The sequence below is a fragment of the Mycobacteriales bacterium genome, from assembly GCA_035533475.1.
In the GTDB taxonomy this organism is placed as follows: domain Bacteria; phylum Actinomycetota; class Actinomycetes; order DATLTS01; family DATLTS01; genus DATLTS01.
Genome location: DATLTS010000025.1, coordinates 115,813 through 132,745, shown reverse-complemented (window position 1 = coordinate 132,745; position 16,933 = coordinate 115,813). Strand labels below are relative to the sequence as shown.

The window sequence follows — 16,933 nt, the reverse complement described above, 5'->3', positions numbered from 1 at the left end:
GGCGCAGTCTGGCACGGGCCGATGTCCCCGGGCGGAGCCCGATCGGCCGGCTCGGCAAATGGGTGAACGGGCGGCGAGACGGACGAACCGCCCGCGTCCCGGCGGCCGCGGGCGTAGCGTGATCGCAAGTTCCGCTGTCCCCCAGCGGGCGGGAAGGGTGCGTGCGCACATCCGATGCCCCGATGCCGAGCGCCGCTCGCCGGTCCTCGGCTGCTGAGCGACGCCGGCTCGGCGTCACCCGCGCCATCCGGCAGGTGCTGACGACCGGCGGCCTTGCGCTCGTCTACCAGCCGGTTGTCAACCTGCACACTGGGCGCTTCGCTGGTGTGGAGGCGTTGCTCCGCTGCCCGGCCAGCCCGCTCGGTGAGCTCTCACCGGCTGACTTCATCCCGGTTACCGAGACCAGCGCGCTGATCCATGACGTAGGGCGGTGGGTTCTCGACGCCGCGATCCGGGACACCACCGGGTGGCCGTCGGGTGGCCCCGACCGGCCGGACATCGTCGTGGCCGTGAACGTCAGCCCGCGTCAGCTGCTCCACCCGGGCTTCGGCGCCCAGGTCTCCGCAGTGCTGGCCGAGTACGGGCTGGACCCGCAGCGGCTCTGCCTCGAGGTCACCGAGACGGCCCTCGTCGACGTCGTCGAGCCGATCGTGCGGGCACTGCGGGATCTGCGGCAGCGAGGGGTTCGGCTGGCCATCGATGATTTCGGGAGCGGTCACGCCTCCCTGACCTACCTGGCCCGCTTCCCGGTCGACGATGTCAAGATCGACCAGACGTTCATCCGGGACCTGGCGACCGATCGGCGCTCGCTGGTCATCGTCCAGTCGGTCGCCGCGATGGCCCACGCCCTGGGGATGACGGTGACCGCCGAGGGCGTCGAGACGCTGGAGCAGCTGGAGGCGCTGCTCGACGCCGGTGTCGACGCCGCCCAGGGATTCCTGTTCGCCCCGGCTGCCCAGTCCGACGCGGCGCACCAGCTCGTCGCGAACACCATTCCGTGGCCGGTGGAGCTGGCGGGTCGCCGGACCCGCCAGGTTCGGGCGCCCGAACCGACGCCGGTCGACCCCGCCCGGCGCTATCGACTGCTCATCGACGTTGCCCGCGACATCACCGCGGCGCCGGACCTCGACGCGGTCCTGCGGCTGAGCTTCGAAGCCCTGCGCCGGCTGCTCCGCTTTACCGGCGGATCGATCCAGCTGCTCGACGCGGGAATGCTCGCCCTCGCCGCGACCGACCCGCCGGCCACCACAGAGGCCCTGGGGGCCCGGGTGCCGATCGGCCAAGGCGTGGGTGGCCTCATCGCCGCGACCGGCGAGCCCCGCTACATCCCCGACATCACCGTCGACGCGGACGTGCCGGCGAGTCGTCGGGCGGCGACGGTCTCCGGAGGCGTCCGTTCGTATTTCGCCGCCCCGCTGATCGCGGGTGGGCGGATCATCGGGGTACTGCAGATCGACTCGGTCGCGGTCGACGCTTTCTCCGTCGAGGACCAGACGTTGGTGCTGGCGTTCGCGCCGATCGTCGCGGCGAGCGTCACCCAGGTGACCGTGGGTCGCATCGCCCGGACGCCGACCCCACGGCGGCCGGTCGGCTCGGCGTGACCGGTCCTCGCGCCGGCGGGTCAGCGGTCGCGGAGCAGCTTGAGCAGGGCTATGTCTTGACTCTGGCCGGCACCGCTGCCGGGCGTTTCGACGACGACCGGCACCCCGGAGGTGGCCGGGTGACGGAACAGTTCCGCGAACGGCTCGGCCCCGATCGTCCCCGCGCCGATGTTCGCGTGCCGGTCCCGACGCGAGCCCAGCGGGTCTCGCGAGTCGTTGGCGTGCACCAGCTGAAGCCGCCCCCGCCCGATCGTCTTCACCAGGGCGTTGAGCAGCTGTCGAACCCCGCCGGGGGTGGCCAGGTCATGGCCGGCGGCGAACGCGTGGCACGTGTCGAGGCACACGCCGAGCCGGGGGTGGTCTTCGAGTGCCGCGAAGACGGGCCCGAGTTCCGCCACCGTGGACGCGACCGACTGACCGCTACCGGCGGTCGGCTCGATTAGCACCATCGGGCCCTCGCCGACGCCGTCGAGCACCGGGAGCAGGCCGGCGCGCAGCCGCTCGAGCCCGATCTGCCGGCTGTCGGTATCCACCGCGGATCCGGCGTGCACGACCACGCCCCGGGCCCCGAGTCGCCGCCCGCGGTCGAGCGAGTGCCGCAGCGTGATGCTCGAACGTTCCCGGGTGGCCTCGCTCGGGGAAGCCAGGTTGACCAGGTACGGGGCGTGGACGAACACCGGGATCCGGGCGTCGGTGCAGGCGGCACGGAACGCCTCGTCACGATCTGGCTCGCCGGCCGACAGGGCCCAGCCGCGAGGGTTCGACACGAAGACCTGGACGGCCTCGGCCCCGACCTCACGGGCGTAACCGAGTCCGAGCCCACCGGGCACGTGGGCGCCGACCGGTGAGGGCTTGCGGGGCGGCATGGCACAGCCTTCCCGCCGGTCCGGCCGGCACTTCTAGAACGCGTAGAGCAGGACCGTAGCCCCGTGGCGGGCCGGCGTGCCACCGGACGGGTTCTGCGACAACACGTCGCCCGGTCCGCCGGGGAACTCGCTGACGCTCGCGACGAATCCGTCCCGCTCGAGCAACGCGACCGCGGCGTCCACCGGCATGCCGACCACGTTGGGAACCGGGAAGGTCTGCGCACCGCGGGAGATCGTGAGCGCGATGGTCGAGCCGGGGGGCACGAGCGTGCCAGCCGCCGGACTTTCCGCCATGACCGCGCCCTTCGGGACGGTGTCGCTGTATGCCGAGTTCGGCGTCGTGAAGACGAAGCCGGCCTGGGTGAGAACCTGGGTGGCTTGCTCGAGCGGCTCTCCCCGGACGTTCGGTACGGCCACCGGCTGCGGTCCCTTGCTGACCAGCAGCGTCACCGCGCTGCCGTGCCGAAGGACGGTGCCCGCGGCCGGTCGGGTGCCGATGACGCGCCCGGCCCGGATCGCGGGGTCGTAGACCGCGCTGGTCTGGCCCACCACGAGCTTGACCGCGGCGAGGGCGATGGCGGCCTGGGCGGGCGTCTCGTTGGTCACGGTCGGGACGGGGTGCGCCTCGACGCCGAGCGAGAGGTCGACCGTGACGAGCCCGCCGCGCCGCACGCTGCGGTTTGGCAGCGGGGACTGGGTGGCGACCGCTCCGCGCCGGACGGCGTCGCTGTACACGGCCGGTCCCTGCCGCAGGTGCAGGCCCTCGTGGGAGGCCACCGCGCTGGCCTGCGCCCAGGTGTCGTCGAGCAGGCCGGGCGTGTTGACGTAGCGACCGGCACCGAACCACCAGCCCAGCGCCCCGGCAAGCACGGCCGCGATAGCGAGCGGGATGACGACGAACGGCCACCGGCGCCGCCGCGCCGGCACCGGTGCGGCCGGGGCCGGCCCGAGGACCCGGGTGGCGCCATCCGGCACCACGGCGGTCGTCGCCCCGAGGCCGGTCGTCGGGTTGGCGTAATCGGTCGTGGGGGCGGCACTGGGAAGCGGCACCCGATCCGTGCACCCCAGCTCGTCGCGCACGGAGGCCACGGCGACGAGCAGCGCACCGGCGTCGACCGGGCGACGGAACGGGTCACGTGCGGTTGCCCGCAGCACGAGTTCGTCGACCGCTTGGGGGACCGTGGGTTCGATGGTGGACGGCGCCGGCACGTCCTCGTGAACGTGGCGGTAGGCGACGGCCAGTGGGGTTTCCCCCTCGAACGCCGCCCTCCCGGTCAGCATCTCGAACAGCATGACGCCGGCTGCGTAGACGTCGGAGCGGGCGTCCGCGGTTCCGTGCTCAACCTGTTCGGGCGCCAGGTAGGCGACGGTTCCGATCAGCACCCCGGCGGTTCCGGTGAGGGTTGCTTCGGCGACCGCCCGGGCCAGCCCGAAGTCGGCCACCTTCACCCGACCGTCCGGCGCGATCAGGACGTTCTCCGGCTTGACGTCGCGGTGAACGAGCCCGGCGTCGTGCGCCGCCGCGAGTGCGGCGAGCACGGGCTCGGCGACCGCCAGGGCCGCGCCGTGGCGGAGCCGGCCCTGCTCGCGCAGCAGGTCGCGCAGGGTGTGCCCGGCGACGTATTCCATGACCAGGAACACGCAGTCGCCGTCGGCGCCCTGGTCGTAGACCGCGACGACGTTCGGGTGCGACAGGCGGGCGGCGGCATGCGCCTCGCGGATGAATCGGGCGACGAACTCCCGGTCGTCGGCGAGGGCGGCGTGCATGACCTTCACGGCGACCGTTCGCTCGAGGCGGGTGTCCGTGGCCGCGTAGACGCTAGCCATCCCGCCGCGGGCGATCCGTGTCTCGATCCGGTAGCGACCGTCGAGGACCCGCCCGACGAGGCGGTCGGTCAGGGTGGTGTCCATCAGCGCGAGTCTACGTTCCGACCAGGATCGCCCCGTGTCGCCGCGCTGGCCCGAATCCCCGCGGCGGGCCGCAGATCACAGCTGCGCGGCGAACCGATGGCGGAGCGCGAGCACGTCCGCGACGTAGCGACGGGTATCCGGGTACGCCCCGTGTGTCCGCACCGAACCGAGGCCCTGGTAGTAGCCGGCCACGGCCTCCGGCAGGCGCGCGTCGCGGGTCAGCAGGCCCAGCAGCGCCACCCCGGCCACGATGTTGTCCGCAGTGTTGTAGATGTCGAGCCGACGGTGCACGAGGTAGGCCGAGACGAATGCCGCGGTCGACGGGAGGACCTGCATCGCGCCGACCGCGTCCGCGCTGGAGACGACGTCCTGGTTGAAGCCGGACTCCTGCCAGGAGATGGCCAGCGCCAGCGCGGGGTCGACGCCGTAGTGCCGGGCGGTCCGGATGATCAGGGCCCGGACCGCCCCGCGCGGCAGGCCCCCGGTGGGGGCGACGAGGCGGCGCCGCGGCGGCGGCCCGCCGACGCGTTCGATCCGCGGGATGTAGAGCGTCTGGCCGAGTTGCACGATGAGTGAGGACGGCAGGTGGTTGTGCCGCGCGATCGACCGCGGGTCGGCGTGGAATCGCGCGGCGATGGCGTCGAGGCTGTCCCCTTCGACGACCCGGTACGGCACCCAACGCAGCACCGAGTGCGGCCCTTGGTGTGGCGCCGGTCCGCCCGGGACGAGCAACTGCTGGCCGGCGTAGATGAGGTCACCGTTGCCCGGCAGGTGGTTGAGCGCGATGAGCTCCGCCACGGTGGTGTGGTAGCGGGCGGCGAGGGTGCTCAGTGTGTCGCCCCAGTGGATCCGGATCGGGATCCACCCGGGCGCGCTGACCATGACCACCGCCGCCACGAGGACCGGCGTCGCCACCGAGGCGATGCCGGTTCGGATTCGGCGGCCGGGTCGGCGCCCCAGCGGCATGGCCGGTGCCCACCTTCCGAGAGAAGAAAGAGGCAGGATAGTCCTTCTGTGACCAATGTGACAAGAGTGACGAAAGCCGGGAGCGGGCACCACGGTCAGCGACGGGGGCGGTGGTAGGCGAGGATGTCGGCGTGCCAGGCCCCGAACCCGCCGACCCGTCGCGTTGGCGGCTGCTCGCCCTGCCCCCGCTCCCGGTCGAGATGCTCGAGTCGCTGCTCGCCGACTTGCCGGTCGCGGTATCGGTGCCGGATACCCGCGACCGCGGGGGTCTGCACGCGGCGCTCCCCGGTGCCGAGATCGTGGTCGGGGACTGGACCGGCACGTTCCGGTTGGCCGACGCCGAAGCCGAGATCGCCGGGCAGCTCGCTTTCGTGCAGCAGCCGAGCGTGGGCGTCGAGACGATCGACCTCGCCGCCTTCGGCCGGCGCGGGGTGCCGGTGTCGAACGTCGCCGGCACGAACTCCATCGCAGTGGCGGAGTGGTGCATCGCGGCGACGCTCGCCGTGCTGCGGTGCCTGGGTTGGGCCGATTCGCAGGTGCGGGCGGGATCCTGGCCAAACCTCGACGTCGCGGGTCGGGGAAGCATGGAACTGGCCGGCCGGCGGGTCGGCATCCTCGGCTTCGGACCGATCGGGCGGGCTTGCGCGGAGCGCTTCGCGGCCTTCGGCTGCCCGGTCGCGTACTGGTCGCGGAGCCGGCGGGGACCGGCGGAAAGTGCGGGGGCGGTCTACCTCGAGTTCGCGGAGCTACTCGCCACGTCGGACGTGCTGGTCGTGGTCGTCGCATTCGGGCCGGAAACCGCGGGGGTGCTCGACGCCCGCCGGCTGGCGCTGCTTCCCAGCGGTGCGATCCTCGTCAATGCGGCCCGCGGCGGCATCGTCGACGAGCCGGCCCTGGCGGCGGCGGTGGAGCGCGGATCGCTCGCTGGTGCGGCCGTCGACGTCTACGACACCGAGCCGTTGCCGGAATCCTCGCCGCTGCGCGGCAACGAACGGATCCTGCTCTCCCCGCACGCCGCCGGGTCCACGCAGCAGTCCCTGGCCCGCATCGTCTCGGTCCTGCACGACAACATCGAAAGGGCCGTACTCGGCGAGCCCGTCCACTTTCTCTGCAACGACGCCGCTCCCCTCGTCCGCCGCCGCTCCTAGTCGGCCCGCAGGTCCGCTCGTCCCCACGTCGGGGACGAGGCCTCGGCGTGGAACCGGCGCGGGATCCGCCCGGCCCGGAACGCCAACCGGCCGGCCTCGACCGCGCGGGCCATTGCCTCGGCCATCCGGCCCGGATCCTGCGCCCTCGTGACTGCGGAGGCGACGAGGACCGCGTCGCAGCCGAGCTCCATGGCGAGGGCGGCGTCCGATGCGGTTCCGATTCCGGCGTCCAGCACCACCGGCACCCCGGCGGCCGCCACGATCATCGCGATGTTGTGCGGGTTGGCGATGCCGAGGCCGCTCCCGATCGGCGAGCCCAACGGCATCACCGCCGCGCAGCCGATCTGCTCGAGCCGCTTGGCGATGACCGGGTCGTCGTTCGTGTACGGCAGTACGACGAAACCCTCGTCGACCAGACGCTCGGCGGCTTCGAGCAACTCGACCGGATCGGGGAGCAGGCTTCGATCGTCGGCGATGACCTCGAGCTTCACCCAGTCGGTGCCGAGTGCTTCGCGCGCCAGCCGGGCGGTCTGTATCGCCTCCGTAGCGGTGAAACAGCCAGCGGTGTTCGGCAGCACCCGAACCCCGCGGGCCGCGGCCACGTCGAGTACCGAACCGCGGGCGAACGGATCCACCCGGCGCAGCGCGACCGTCGTCAGCGCCGTGCCGGAGGCGGCGAGCGCAGCGTCGAGGGCCTCCAGGCTCGAAGCGCCGCCGGTTCCGAGGATGAGCCGGGAGGTGATCGTCTCGCCGGCGATAACGAGCGGATCGTCCATGGCTGTCCTCAGCCCCCCTGGACCGCGGTGAGGACTTCGACCCGGTCGCCCGCGGCCAGCGCGGTCGCGGCCCAGGCGGCCCGGGGCAGCACCTCCCCGTTGAGCGCGACCGCCGTCCCCGCGGCCGGCGCTCCCAGGCCGGCGACGACCGCGGCCACCGGGGTGCCGGCGGCGAGCCGGTGCTCCACACCGTTGAGCAGGATCGTCATCCGGTCACCGCGGCGGGGCTGAAGCGGTTGGCGTCGAACGCGGCGACGACGTTGGGCAGCGTGCCGTCCACGACGTAGGAGGCCACCGCGTCCGCGGTGATCGGGGTCAGCAGCACCCCGTTGCGGTAATGGCCGGTCGCGACGACGAGGCCGGCCGGGCCGGCCGGCCCGATGAGGGGCGCGTTGTCCGGCGTTCCCGGCCGCAACCCGGCGCTGGCCTCGACCAGCTCGGCCTCGGCGACACCCGGCACGCACGCGATCGCGTCGCGTAGCAGCGCGTGTACGGCGCCGGCCTGCACGACGGTGTCGAAGCCCATCTCTTCCGCCGTGGCGCCGACCACGATTTCCCCGCTCGCCCGCGGGACGAGGTACACCGAGGTGCCGCCGACCAGCCCCCGCACGCTGCGTTGCAGCAGCGGCCGCCCGGGTGGTGTCGCGAGCCGGAGGATCTGGCCCTTCACCGGGCGCACCGGGATGCACCCGGGCGGCAGGCCGCCCAGCTGGCCGGACCACGGCCCGGCCGCGAGCACGACGGTGCCGCCCGCCACATGGCCGTCGGCCAGGTCGACCCCGGTGACCGTGTCGCCGGCCAGGCTCAGCGCCCGGGCGGGTTCGCGGCGGATCGCCACGCCGGCCAGCTCGAGCGCCCGGGTCAGGGCGGCGGCCAGCCGGCGGTTGTCCACCTGATGGTCACCGCGCGCCAGCAGCGCGCCCCGGACGCCGGGGGCGAGCGTCGGCTCGAGGCTGCGCGCCTCGCGTCCGGACAGCAGCTCGACGTCCAGCCCGAGCCGGCGCTGGAACGCGTGCAGGTCGGTGAGGACCGCCCGGTCACCGGGATCGAAACCGACCGACAGGGTGCCGCACCGGCGGTAGCCGACGTCGATCCCGGTGTCCTGCTCGAGTTCGGCGACGAAATCCGGGTAGCCCGCGGCTGCGGCCAGGGTGAGCCGCAGCAGTCGCTCTTCGCCGTAGTGGACCTCGGTGACCGGGGCGAGCATCCCCGCCGCCGCCCGGGACGCCCCGCTGGCCGGGGCCGGGTCGACGACGACCACCGCGCGGCCCCGTCCGGCCAGGCGCCAGGCGCAGGCCAGCCCGATCAGTCCGCCGCCGATGACGACGACGTCGGCATGCCGGCCCATCCGGGGACTCCTCACGACGCGGCGATCGACGACCCTCCCTGCGCCGGCATTACCCGGATCAGGTCTGACGGTCGGGGGCTCGCAAGCCCGCCCTCTCAGCCCGATGGCACCGGGCTCCCGTGCGACTCCCAGCCTACGCTCGCCGGGGGGCCGATTACTGTTGGCGTGATGGATCGTCTCGCCCTGGTCGCCGACCTCGCCGACCCGCAGCTGCGCGCCGCCGTCGAGGGTCTCGCCGACCGGCTCCGGGCCGCCGGGCACCGCGTCCTGGCCTGGCCGGCCGATGCGGAGCTCACGCTGGTGTTCTGTGACCGCCCGCTCGGGGCCTCGCTCGAGGCGGCGCTCGCCGACCGGGCGGCCAGTGGGCATCCGGTGCTCCTCGCCGGTCCGACGGTGGACGGGCTGTCCGACTCCTCCGTGCTGCTCGAGCGGGCCGGGCTGCACCTCGGCGGCCGCACGCCGGCGCACGAGGTCCGGGTCACGCCGGGCCCGGCCGGGACCGAGCTGTGCCGGCGTCTCCCCGGCGAGCTGCTGGTGACCGAGGGCCTGCTCGTGGTGGACAAGACCCTCGACGACGTCGACGTGCTGCTCGCCGCGCACCTCGGGTTGCATGCGACGCCGATCCTGACCTTGCGCGCAACGGTCGGAGTCTGCTCGATCGGCACCGTCGCCGCGACCGTGGCCGATCCGGGCTTCCAGCTGCTGGTGCACCGCTGGGTGCGCCAAGCGCTCGGCCGCGACGAGCGGGCGCCGATCCGGGTCGGGATGCTCGGTTTCGGCGCGATCGCGGCGGAGCACGTTCGGGCCCTGCGGACCGTGGCCGGTCTCGAGCTCAGCGTGATCTGCGACAGCAACCCGGCGCGCCTCGACGCCGCCCGGGGGCACGCGGCGGTATGCGGGTCGGCGGACGAGCTGCTGGACCGGCCCGACGTCGACCTGGTAGTCGTCTCGACCCCCCCGGACAGCCACGCCGACTGGGCGATCCGGGCGCTCGAGTCCGGGCGGCACGTCGTCGTCGAGAAGCCGTTCTCGATCAGCGTCGCGGACGCCGACGCGGTGATCTGCGCCGCCGAACGCGCCGGCCGCGCCGTGACCGTGTACCAGAACCGCCGATGGGACCGGGACTACCTCGCGCTCAAGCGGGTGCTCCGTTCCGGGCGGATCGGGGCGGTGTTCCATTACGAGTCGTTCGTCGGCGGGTACGGCCACCCGTGCAACTACTGGCACTCCGACGCCCGGGTCAGCGGAGGCGCGATCTACGACTGGGGATCGCACTACCTCGACTGGATGCTCGACCTGTTTCCCGGCCCGATCGACTTCGTCACCGCCACCGAGCACAAGCGGCACTGGCTCGACGTCACGAACGCGGACCACTCCCGGGTCGGCGTCCGCTTCGCGGACGGGTTGGACGCGGAGTTCGTCCACTCCCACCTCGCCGCCGCGGTCAAGCCGAAGTGGTACGTGCTCGGCACCGGCGGCGCGGTCGTCGGCTCGTGGCGGGCCGAGCGGGTGCTCGGGCGGGACGCTCTCGGCAACCTCGACGAAGACCCGTTGACACTGGCCGAGAGCCCGGCCGACCTCGCGGTGCACGAGCCGGACGGTTCGCGGGCCACGGTCGCCCTGCCCACCGTGGCGCCGGCGCCGTTCCACACCGAGCTCGCCGAGTGGCTGCTCACCGGTTGGCCGATGTCGGTGACGGCGCCCGGGTCCCGGCGGGGCGTCGCGGTGATGGCGGCGGCGACCGCGTCGGCGCGGGCGGGTGGCCGGCCGGTGACTCCGGTCGAGTGAGCCCCCCCGAACCGGTCCGCTGGGGGTTCCTGGGCGCCGGATGGATCGCGGCCCGGGCGCTGGCGGGCGCCGTGCGCGCGGCCGGTGGGGCGGAGCTGTTCGCCGTCGCCGCCCGGGACGAATCGCGGGCCCGAGCCCTGCGCCCGCGCCGGGTGCACCGCAGCTACGCCGAGCTGCTCGCCGAGCCCGCGGTCGAGGCCGTCTACATCTGCCTGGCCAACGACGCGCACTGCCCGGTGACGGTGGCGGCGTTGGAGGCCGGCAAGCACGTGCTGTGCGAGAAGCCGCTAGGCCTCACCGCCGCCGAAGTCGACCGGATGTCCGCCGCGTCGACCGCCGCGGGACGGCTGCTGGTCGAGGCCTCCTGGTACCGGTGGCACCCGCGGATCCGGCTGGCCCAGCGGCTGCTCGCCGACGGCGTCCTCGGCGAGGTGCGCCGGGTGAGCGCCGGCTTCGGCTTCGCCGGCGTTCCGGACGGCAACTACCGGCTGGACCCGGCCCGGGGTGGGGGGGCCCTGTACGACGTGGGTTGCTATGCGGTGTCCGCGGCGCTCTGGGCGTTCGGCTGGGCACCGGTACGCGACGTCGTCGCGCGCGCCCGGTTCGGCCCGACCGGGGTCGATCTCGCGACCGAGGCCGTGCTTACGTTCGACGCCGGGGTGGCCGAGGTCCGGGCCGGACTCGACGAGGCCGCCGGGCAGTGGATCCGCATCGAGGGCGACTCGGGTCGGATCGAACTGCGCGACGCGCCCTTCACGTCGTGGCGCCACGACGTCACCGAGCTTTCGGTGTCCAGCGAGGCCGGCACCGAGCGGATCGGCGTCCCGGCTGTCGACGCCTACCGCCTGATGGTCGAAGACGTGTCCGCCGCGATCCGCGGCGGTCCGGCCCCGCTGGTGACCCTCGCCGAGTCCCGGGCGGTGGCCGCGGTCCTCGACCGGTGCCGGGAGTCCGTGACGGGCGGAACCCGGGTCTGACACCCTGGCGGCGTGGACGATCTGGTCGACGGGTGGCTCACCCTGCCGGACGTCGCCGAACAGGTCGGCGAGCCGATCACTCGAGTGCGGCAGTGGATCCGGGACGGTCGCCTGGTCGCGCTCCGGTGCGGCGACCCGGCCGTGCTGCGCGTGCCGGCGTCGTTCATCCGGGACGGCACCGTGCTCCCCGCGCTGCCCGGCACGCTCAGCCTGCTGCGGGACTGCGGCTACGGAGCCGAGGAAGCGGTTCGCTGGTTGTTCACGGTCGATCCGACGCTGCCCGGAACCCCGGTCGAGGCGCTGGCCGCCGGGCGGCGGCGCGAGGTGCGCCGCCGGGCGCAGGCCCTGGCCTTTTGACCGGCGTGGGTCGCGACCGGTTGGCCGACGCCCGGCTGTACCTGTGCACCGGCGCGCGGCGCCGCGAGGGCGACCTGGCCGACTTCCTCGACGCGGTTCTCACCGGCGGGGTGGACGTGGTGCAACTCCGCGAGAAGGGGCTCGAGGCAAGCGAGGAGATCGCCCTGTGCGAAGTGGTGGCCGACGCCGCGCACCGGCACGGCGCGCTGGTCGCGGTGAACGACCGGGCGGACATCGCCCGGGTCGTGCGCCCGGACATCCTCCATCTGGGCCAGGGCGACCTCCCGGTCGCCGCCGCCCGGGAAATGCTCGGCGACGAGATCCTGCTCGGCTTGTCCACGCATGATCCGGGCCAGGTGGACGCGGCCGCGGCGCGCGCCGACCTGGACTACTTCTGCGCCGGCCCCACCTGGCCCACACCCACCAAGCCCGGACGTCCCGCGGCCGGGCTCGGGCTGGTCCGGCACGCGGCACTCCGTGGCGGGATGCCGTGGTTCGCCATCGGCGGCATCGACGCGACGACGCTGGATCGGGTGCTCGACGCCGGCGCTCGCCGGGTCGTCGTCGTCCGCGCCCTCACCGAGGCGCCCGACCCGGAGGCGGCGGCCCGCGGGCTGGCCGCCCGGCTCCGCGGTTGACCTGCGGATACCGGCCGGACAGGATCCGCATGTGGTGATGCACGGGTGACGCCCCCGTCGCCGCAGGCGGTCAGCCGGGCAAGAACCCTCGTTGAGCCGCATATTCGTTCCGCCGTGGACCGGCTCGTTCCGCCATTGCGGCTGGTGGCCGACTACCACTTCGGGTGGGTCGACGCCGACGGGGCGGACCGGGGCGGCGGCGGCGGCAAACTGCTCCGGCCCGCGCTGGTGTTGCTTTCGGCCGCTGCCGCGGACGGTCCGATCGAGCGGGCGGTGCCGGCCGCGGTCGCGGTGGAGCTGGTGCACAACTTCTCCCTGCTCCACGACGACCTCATGGATGGCGACGCGGAACGGCGCCACCGGCCGACCGCCTGGGCGGTGTTCGGGATCCCGCATGCCGTGCTGGCCGGCGATGCCCTGCTGGCGCTGGCCACCGACCTGCTGCTCGAGGCATCCGCTCCGGGGGAGCGCTGGGAACTGCGCTCGCTGACGGCCGCGGTCCAACAGCTCATCGGCGGCCAGATCGAGGACGTTCGCTTCGAGCGGCGACTCGACGTCACGGTCACCGAATGGCTCGCGATGGCGGCCGGGAAGACCTCGGCGCTGCTCGCCTGCGCCGCTTCGATCGGCGCGATCGCCGTCGGCGGTCCGGGGGCGCTCGCCGCGGCGCTCGCCGACTTCGGCGCACATCTCGGCCTGGCCTTCCAGCTCGTCGACGATCTGCTCGGGATCTGGGGGAGCCCGCGGGTGACCGGCAAGCCGGTGCTCGCCGACCTGCGGGCGAACAAGAAGAGCGCCCCGATCGTGGCCGCGCTGCGCGCCGAGTCCCCGCATGCCACCCGGCTGGCCGAGCTGCTCGCCCCGGGTGGCCTCCGCGACGAGGAGGACGTGGTGCTCGCGGCCAAACTCGTGGAAGCGGCCGGTGGTCGCGAGTGGGCGGTTCGCGAGGCGGAGCGCCAACTCGCCGAGGCCCTGGCCAGCCTCGACCGGGTCACCCTGCCCGCGGCGGTTCGGGACGATCTCGTCGAGCTGGCCCGGTTCGTCACGGCCCGGGAGAGCTGAGGCCCTGCCCGAAGCGCGGATTGGCGCTGGACAGGTGCCGGAGGATGGCAGGTGTGAGCCTGCGCCGGTACGCCGTGCTGCTGCGGACCAGGCCGATCGGCTACCTGATGACCACCTCGGTCGTGGCCCGGTTGCCGTCCGGGATGACCTCACTGGCGATCGTGCTGATCGTCACCCGCACCGGGTCCTACACGCGGGCCGGCGCGGTGGCCTCCGCCTTCGTCGCCGGCGCCGCCCTCGCCGGCCCGCTCATGGGTCGGGCCGTCGACCGGTTCGGTCGCTACCGGGTGCTCCGGCCGGCCGCGTTGGCACAGGCGGCGCTGATCGGGACGCTGGCCTCGCTCGACCAACCGCTGGCGATGGCCGCCTGCGCCCTGTGCGCGGGGCTGGCCTCGCCGCCGATCATCTCCTCCACCCGGTCGCTGTGGGGTCAGATCCTGCCGCCGGACCTGCGGGCCGGGGTGTTCGCCCTGGAGGCCACCATGGCGGAGTTGCCGTTCACGGTCGGCCCGTCCCTGGTCGCGTTGCTGACCGCGGTGTCCAGCCCGCGGGTCGCGCTGGTGACCAGTGGGGTCTTCATGGCCGTCGGCGTGCTGGCCTTCACCGCGCATCCGGCCACCCGGCTCCCGCCGGTCCGCCGGACGGCGGCCGTGACCGGGCACCGGCCACCCGTCCCGGCGACCATGCTGGCCGTCGCGGGGCTCGTCATCGCGGCGTTCGCGGTGTTCGAGCTGTCCACCGTCGCATTCACCTCGGCGCATCGCGCCGCCGCCGCCGCCGGCGTCGAGCTCACCGTGTGGAGCCTCGGCTCGATGGCCGGCGGTCTGCTCTGGGGGACCCGAGCGGCCCGGTCGATCCGTCCGGTCGGCCGGCTGGCCGCGCTGACGGCGGCGCTGAGCGTGGGAACGGCGCTGCCGGCGTTGGCCACCGGGCTGGTGCCCCTGGGCGCCCTGGTCTTCCTCGCCGGGGTGGTGATCGCGCCCACCTTCGGCGCCCTCTACGCGCTGGTCGCCGCCGCTGCGCCGGCCGGCCGGCAGACCGAGGCGTTCGGCTGGTTGAGCTCGGCGTTCCTCATCGGGGGGGCGGCCGGGTCCGCGGCCGGGGGCGCCGCCGTGCAGGTGCTCGGACCTCGGTCCGGTTACCTGGTGGCCGCCGCGGTGATCGGCGTCGCCTGCGGCCTGCTCGTGGTCCGGGCATCCGGCACGGAGCCCGCGGCCGACTCGCCCGCGGCCGAGGGCCCGGAACCGACGCTCGCGGCCGGCGCCCCGGGCGAAATCGCCCGGTTACCCTGACCGGTATGGCCTCCCCGTCGACGCCGTCCGCGCGTGCGCCGGCCGCCCGGGCACCCACCATCCGCGACCTGCTCGCCCGCGGCGCTCGGTCGTACTCGTTCGAGTTCTTCCCGCCGAAGACCGAGGACGGGGAACGTCAGCTGTGGCAGGCGTTGCGGGAGCTCGAGGCGCTGCGCCCCACGTTCGTCTCGGTGACCTACGGTGCCGGCGGATCGACCCGGGACACGACGGTGCGGGTCATCGAGCGGATCGCGGCGGAGACCACGCTGACCCCGGTGGGCCATCTCACCGCGGTCGACCATTCGGTTGCCGAGCTTCGGCACGTGATCGGCCAGTACGCCGGCGCCGGCGTTCGCAACGTCCTGGCCCTGCGCGGCGACCCGCCCGGCGATCCGCAGGGGGAGTGGACCCGCCATCCGGACGGCTTCGAGTACGCCGCCGATCTGGTCCGGCTGGTTCGCGCCTCGGGTGATTTCTGCGTCGGGGTCGCCGCCTTCCCGGAGAAGCATCCGCGCTCGCCCGACCACGACAGCGACGTCCGCTACTTCATCGAGAAGTGCCGGGCCGGCGCCGACTTCGCGATCACCCAGATGTTCTTCCGCGCCGACGACTACCTGCGGTTGCGCGATCGGGTGGCCGCGGCCGGCTGTGACATCCCGATCCTTCCCGGGATCATGCCGGTGACCAACGTCGGTCAGATCGAGCGCTTCGCGCAACTGTCCGGGGCGGTGTTCCCAGTCGACCTCGCCGAGCGGCTGCATGCCGTCGAGGACGACGCGGGCGCGGTCCGGGCAATCGGTGTCGAGGTTGCCAGCGTGCTGTCGCAACGGTTGTTGGCCGAGGGTGCGCCCGGCCTGCACTTCATCACCCTCAACCGGTCGACCGCCACCCGGGAGATCTACCGGCAGCTCGGGCTGGCCGGTCGGGAAGCCGGTCGGGAAGCCGGTCGGGAAGCCGGTCGGGAAGCCGGTCAGTCCACCTCGGCCGGCCGCCCGCCGGTGAGGCGCAGCAACTCGTCGAAGGTCGTCGAGAACACGGTGTCCGGTGTCCCGCCGGCGGCCCACACGACCGGATAGGCGGCGAGCGCCGTGTCGACCAGGGTTCGCAACGGCGCCGGATGACCGACCGGCGCGACACCGCCGATCGGGAATCCGGTGGCCGTGCGGACCAGCTCCGGGGTCGCCCGCTCGATCTTCGCCGCGCCGAGCACCTCGGCCAGCCGGCCGACGTCGGCGCGGTGCGCGCCGCTGGTGAGGACGAGAACCGGTTCGCCGTCGGCGGCGAAGACGAGGGAATTGGCGATCTGCCCGACGCCGACGCCGAGGGCCGCGGCCGCCTCGACCGCGGTGCGGGTCGATTCGGCCAGCCGGCGGACCTGCGCCGCCGAGCCGGCCGCGGCCAGCGCCTGCTGGACGCGCACCGTGTTGGGGTGGGCCGACTCGCTCACGGCTCGGGACGCGGGGCCGGCGCCGGCGCGGACTGGACGAGCAGTCGCAACGGGGTCGTGGCGAGCCGGCTGGTGAGCCCGCGGAGCGGCGGGACGATCGCGAGGTAGCCGAGCCCGGCTACGGCGCCGCCCAACAGGAATCCCGCGACGACGTCACCGGGGTAGTGCGCGCCGACGTAGACCCGGGAGAAGCCGAGGAGCAGCCCGAGGAGCAACGCGACGAGTCCGTAGCGCCGGTCGAACAGGAACAGGCCGACGATGAAGGCGCCGGCCATCGTGGCGTGGTCGCTGGGGAAGGAAAAGTCGTGGGCCTTGGCCACCAGGACCTCGACGCCCGGCAGCACCGCGTACGGCCGGGCCTCGGCCACCGCGTGGGACACGATCTGGTTCAGGCCCAGGGCGATGACGACGGCACCGCCGGCCCACACGACCGCGGCGACCGTGGCCGGCGCCTCGGGCCGGGATCGGGCCAACCACCAGCCGAGCACGGTGAGCAGGGCGAGCGCCAGCAGGCCACCGTAGAGGGCGTAGGCCGACATGAAGCCATGGGCCCACGACGAGTGCCGGGCGATGTCGTTGAGGTCCAGGTACCAGGTCGTGTTCAGGTGGGCGGGAGGGGCGGGCTGGGTTCCGGACGCGATACCCACAGGTGCTCCTTGATTCGTTGACGAACCGGCCACCCCGGGTTAGTGTTCCACCAGATTCGAACATATGTTCGAGTCTGGTGGGTCTCCCGGTTTCGCCACGACGGGCGCT

At 73.8% G+C, this 16,933-nt stretch carries 17 protein-coding genes and 1 riboswitch; of the genes, 9 read left to right on the top strand and 8 right to left on the bottom strand.

The features are described from left to right. Positions 1–182: 182 nt before the first annotated feature. A complete protein-coding gene (locus VNG13_05525; protein HVA59981.1) occupies positions 183–1,601 on the top strand; it encodes an EAL domain-containing protein in 1,419 nt (472 codons plus the stop codon). A gap of 20 nt (positions 1,602–1,621) precedes the next feature. Here the strand turns inward: VNG13_05525 and VNG13_05520 are convergent, their stop codons facing one another. From VNG13_05520 to VNG13_05510, 3 genes are all read right to left on the bottom strand, one after another. Then, the gene (locus VNG13_05520; protein HVA59980.1) at positions 1,622–2,467 is read right to left on the bottom strand and encodes a deoxyribonuclease IV; all 846 of its coding nucleotides are present in this window, start codon (positions 2,465–2,467) and stop codon (positions 1,622–1,624) included. Between the two features lie 33 nt (positions 2,468–2,500). Further along, the gene (gene pknB / locus VNG13_05515) at positions 2,501–4,378 is read right to left on the bottom strand and encodes a Stk1 family PASTA domain-containing Ser/Thr kinase (protein ID HVA59979.1); all 1,878 of its coding nucleotides are present in this window, start codon (positions 4,376–4,378) and stop codon (positions 2,501–2,503) included. Between the two features lie 75 nt (positions 4,379–4,453). After that, a complete protein-coding gene (locus VNG13_05510) occupies positions 4,454–5,344 on the bottom strand; it encodes a LysM peptidoglycan-binding domain-containing protein (protein ID HVA59978.1) in 891 nt (296 codons plus the stop codon). Between the two features lie 131 nt (positions 5,345–5,475). Here VNG13_05510 and VNG13_05505 point away from each other — a divergent pair, with 131 nt between their 5' ends. Then, entirely contained in the window at positions 5,476–6,492 is a 1,017-nt protein-coding gene (locus tag VNG13_05505; GenBank protein HVA59977.1) for an NAD(P)-dependent oxidoreductase, read from the top strand. On the opposite strand, the gene VNG13_05500 is transcribed toward VNG13_05505, so the two are convergent. From VNG13_05500 to thiO, 3 genes are read right to left on the bottom strand one after another with little or no spacing between them, the layout of a single operon-like run. Further along, complete coding sequence (locus tag VNG13_05500; GenBank protein ID HVA59976.1) at positions 6,489–7,268, bottom strand: thiazole synthase; 780 nt, start codon at positions 7,266–7,268, stop codon at positions 6,489–6,491. The genes VNG13_05505 and VNG13_05500 overlap by 4 nt on opposite strands. Positions 7,269–7,276: 8 nt before the next feature. Then, a complete protein-coding gene (gene thiS, locus VNG13_05495; protein ID HVA59975.1) occupies positions 7,277–7,477 on the bottom strand; it encodes a sulfur carrier protein ThiS in 201 nt (66 codons plus the stop codon). Continuing rightward, positions 7,474–8,616 carry a glycine oxidase ThiO gene (gene thiO, locus VNG13_05490; GenBank protein ID HVA59974.1) on the bottom strand — a complete coding sequence of 381 codons (1,143 nt, stop codon included), beginning with the start codon at positions 8,614–8,616 and terminating at the stop codon, positions 7,474–7,476. Before thiO ends, thiS begins: the two co-directional genes overlap by 4 nt. Before the next feature lie 18 nt (positions 8,617–8,634). Continuing rightward, positions 8,635–8,747: riboswitch (TPP riboswitch) on the bottom strand. A 37-nt stretch (positions 8,748–8,784) separates the two neighbouring features. Between thiO and VNG13_05485 the strand changes: the two genes are divergently transcribed. The 7 genes from VNG13_05485 (at position 8,785) to metF (ending at position 15,806) form a co-directional block, all read left to right on the top strand. Next, positions 8,785–10,404 carry a Gfo/Idh/MocA family oxidoreductase gene (locus VNG13_05485; GenBank protein HVA59973.1) on the top strand — a complete coding sequence of 540 codons (1,620 nt, stop codon included), beginning with the start codon at positions 8,785–8,787 and terminating at the stop codon, positions 10,402–10,404. After that, complete coding sequence (locus VNG13_05480; protein ID HVA59972.1) at positions 10,401–11,381, top strand: Gfo/Idh/MocA family oxidoreductase; 981 nt, start codon at positions 10,401–10,403, stop codon at positions 11,379–11,381. Before VNG13_05485 ends, VNG13_05480 begins: the two co-directional genes overlap by 4 nt. A 12-nt stretch (positions 11,382–11,393) precedes the next feature. Further along, the gene (locus VNG13_05475) at positions 11,394–11,738 is read left to right on the top strand and encodes an Rv2175c family DNA-binding protein (GenBank protein HVA59971.1); all 345 of its coding nucleotides are present in this window, start codon (positions 11,394–11,396) and stop codon (positions 11,736–11,738) included. A gap of 5 nt (positions 11,739–11,743) precedes the next feature. After that, on the top strand, positions 11,744–12,376 hold the full coding sequence (gene thiE / locus VNG13_05470) for a thiamine phosphate synthase (protein ID HVA59970.1): 633 nt from the start codon (positions 11,744–11,746) through the stop codon (positions 12,374–12,376). Between the two features lie 114 nt (positions 12,377–12,490). Further along, positions 12,491–13,438 (top strand): polyprenyl synthetase family protein, encoded by a 948-nt coding sequence (locus VNG13_05465; protein ID HVA59969.1) that lies wholly within the window; start codon positions 12,491–12,493, stop codon positions 13,436–13,438. A 53-nt stretch (positions 13,439–13,491) separates the two neighbouring features. Next, complete coding sequence (locus VNG13_05460) at positions 13,492–14,730, top strand: MFS transporter (protein ID HVA59968.1); 1,239 nt, start codon at positions 13,492–13,494, stop codon at positions 14,728–14,730. Positions 14,731–14,735: 5 nt separating this feature from the next. Beyond that, complete coding sequence (metF, locus tag VNG13_05455) at positions 14,736–15,806, top strand: methylenetetrahydrofolate reductase [NAD(P)H] (GenBank protein HVA59967.1); 1,071 nt, start codon at positions 14,736–14,738, stop codon at positions 15,804–15,806. On the opposite strand, the gene VNG13_05450 is transcribed toward metF, so the two are convergent. After that, positions 15,701–16,177: a YbaK/EbsC family protein gene (locus VNG13_05450; GenBank protein HVA59966.1), complete on the bottom strand. Its 477-nt coding sequence runs from the start codon at positions 16,175–16,177 to the stop codon at positions 15,701–15,703. The genes metF and VNG13_05450 overlap by 106 nt on opposite strands. Next, positions 16,174–16,824, bottom strand: coding sequence for a phosphatase PAP2 family protein (locus tag VNG13_05445; GenBank protein ID HVA59965.1), 651 nt, complete (start codon positions 16,822–16,824; stop codon positions 16,174–16,176). The genes VNG13_05450 and VNG13_05445 overlap by 4 nt, the downstream gene beginning before the upstream one ends. Positions 16,825–16,933: the final 109 nt, after the last annotated feature.

What these genes read in the sequence shown, in the direction of transcription:
- thiS (HVA59975.1), bottom strand. Translation starts at nt 7,477, where the DNA reads ATGACGATCCTGCTCAACGGTGTGGAGCACCGGCTCGCCGCCGGCACC.
- pknB (HVA59979.1), bottom strand. Translation starts at nt 4,378, where the DNA reads ATGGACACCACCCTGACCGACCGCCTCGTCGGGCGGGTCCTCGACGGT.
- VNG13_05510 (HVA59978.1), bottom strand. Translation starts at nt 5,344, where the DNA reads ATGCCGCTGGGGCGCCGACCCGGCCGCCGAATCCGAACCGGCATCGCC.
- VNG13_05525 (HVA59981.1), top strand. Translation starts at nt 183, where the DNA reads ATGCCGAGCGCCGCTCGCCGGTCCTCGGCTGCTGAGCGACGCCGGCTC.
- thiO (HVA59974.1), bottom strand. Translation starts at nt 8,616, where the DNA reads ATGGGCCGGCATGCCGACGTCGTCGTCATCGGCGGCGGACTGATCGGG.
- VNG13_05500 (HVA59976.1), bottom strand. Translation starts at nt 7,268, where the DNA reads ATGGACGATCCGCTCGTTATCGCCGGCGAGACGATCACCTCCCGGCTC.
- metF (HVA59967.1), top strand. Translation starts at nt 14,736, where the DNA reads ATGGCCTCCCCGTCGACGCCGTCCGCGCGTGCGCCGGCCGCCCGGGCA.
- VNG13_05485 (HVA59973.1), top strand. Translation starts at nt 8,785, where the DNA reads ATGGATCGTCTCGCCCTGGTCGCCGACCTCGCCGACCCGCAGCTGCGC.
- VNG13_05520 (HVA59980.1), bottom strand. Translation starts at nt 2,467, where the DNA reads ATGCCGCCCCGCAAGCCCTCACCGGTCGGCGCCCACGTGCCCGGTGGG.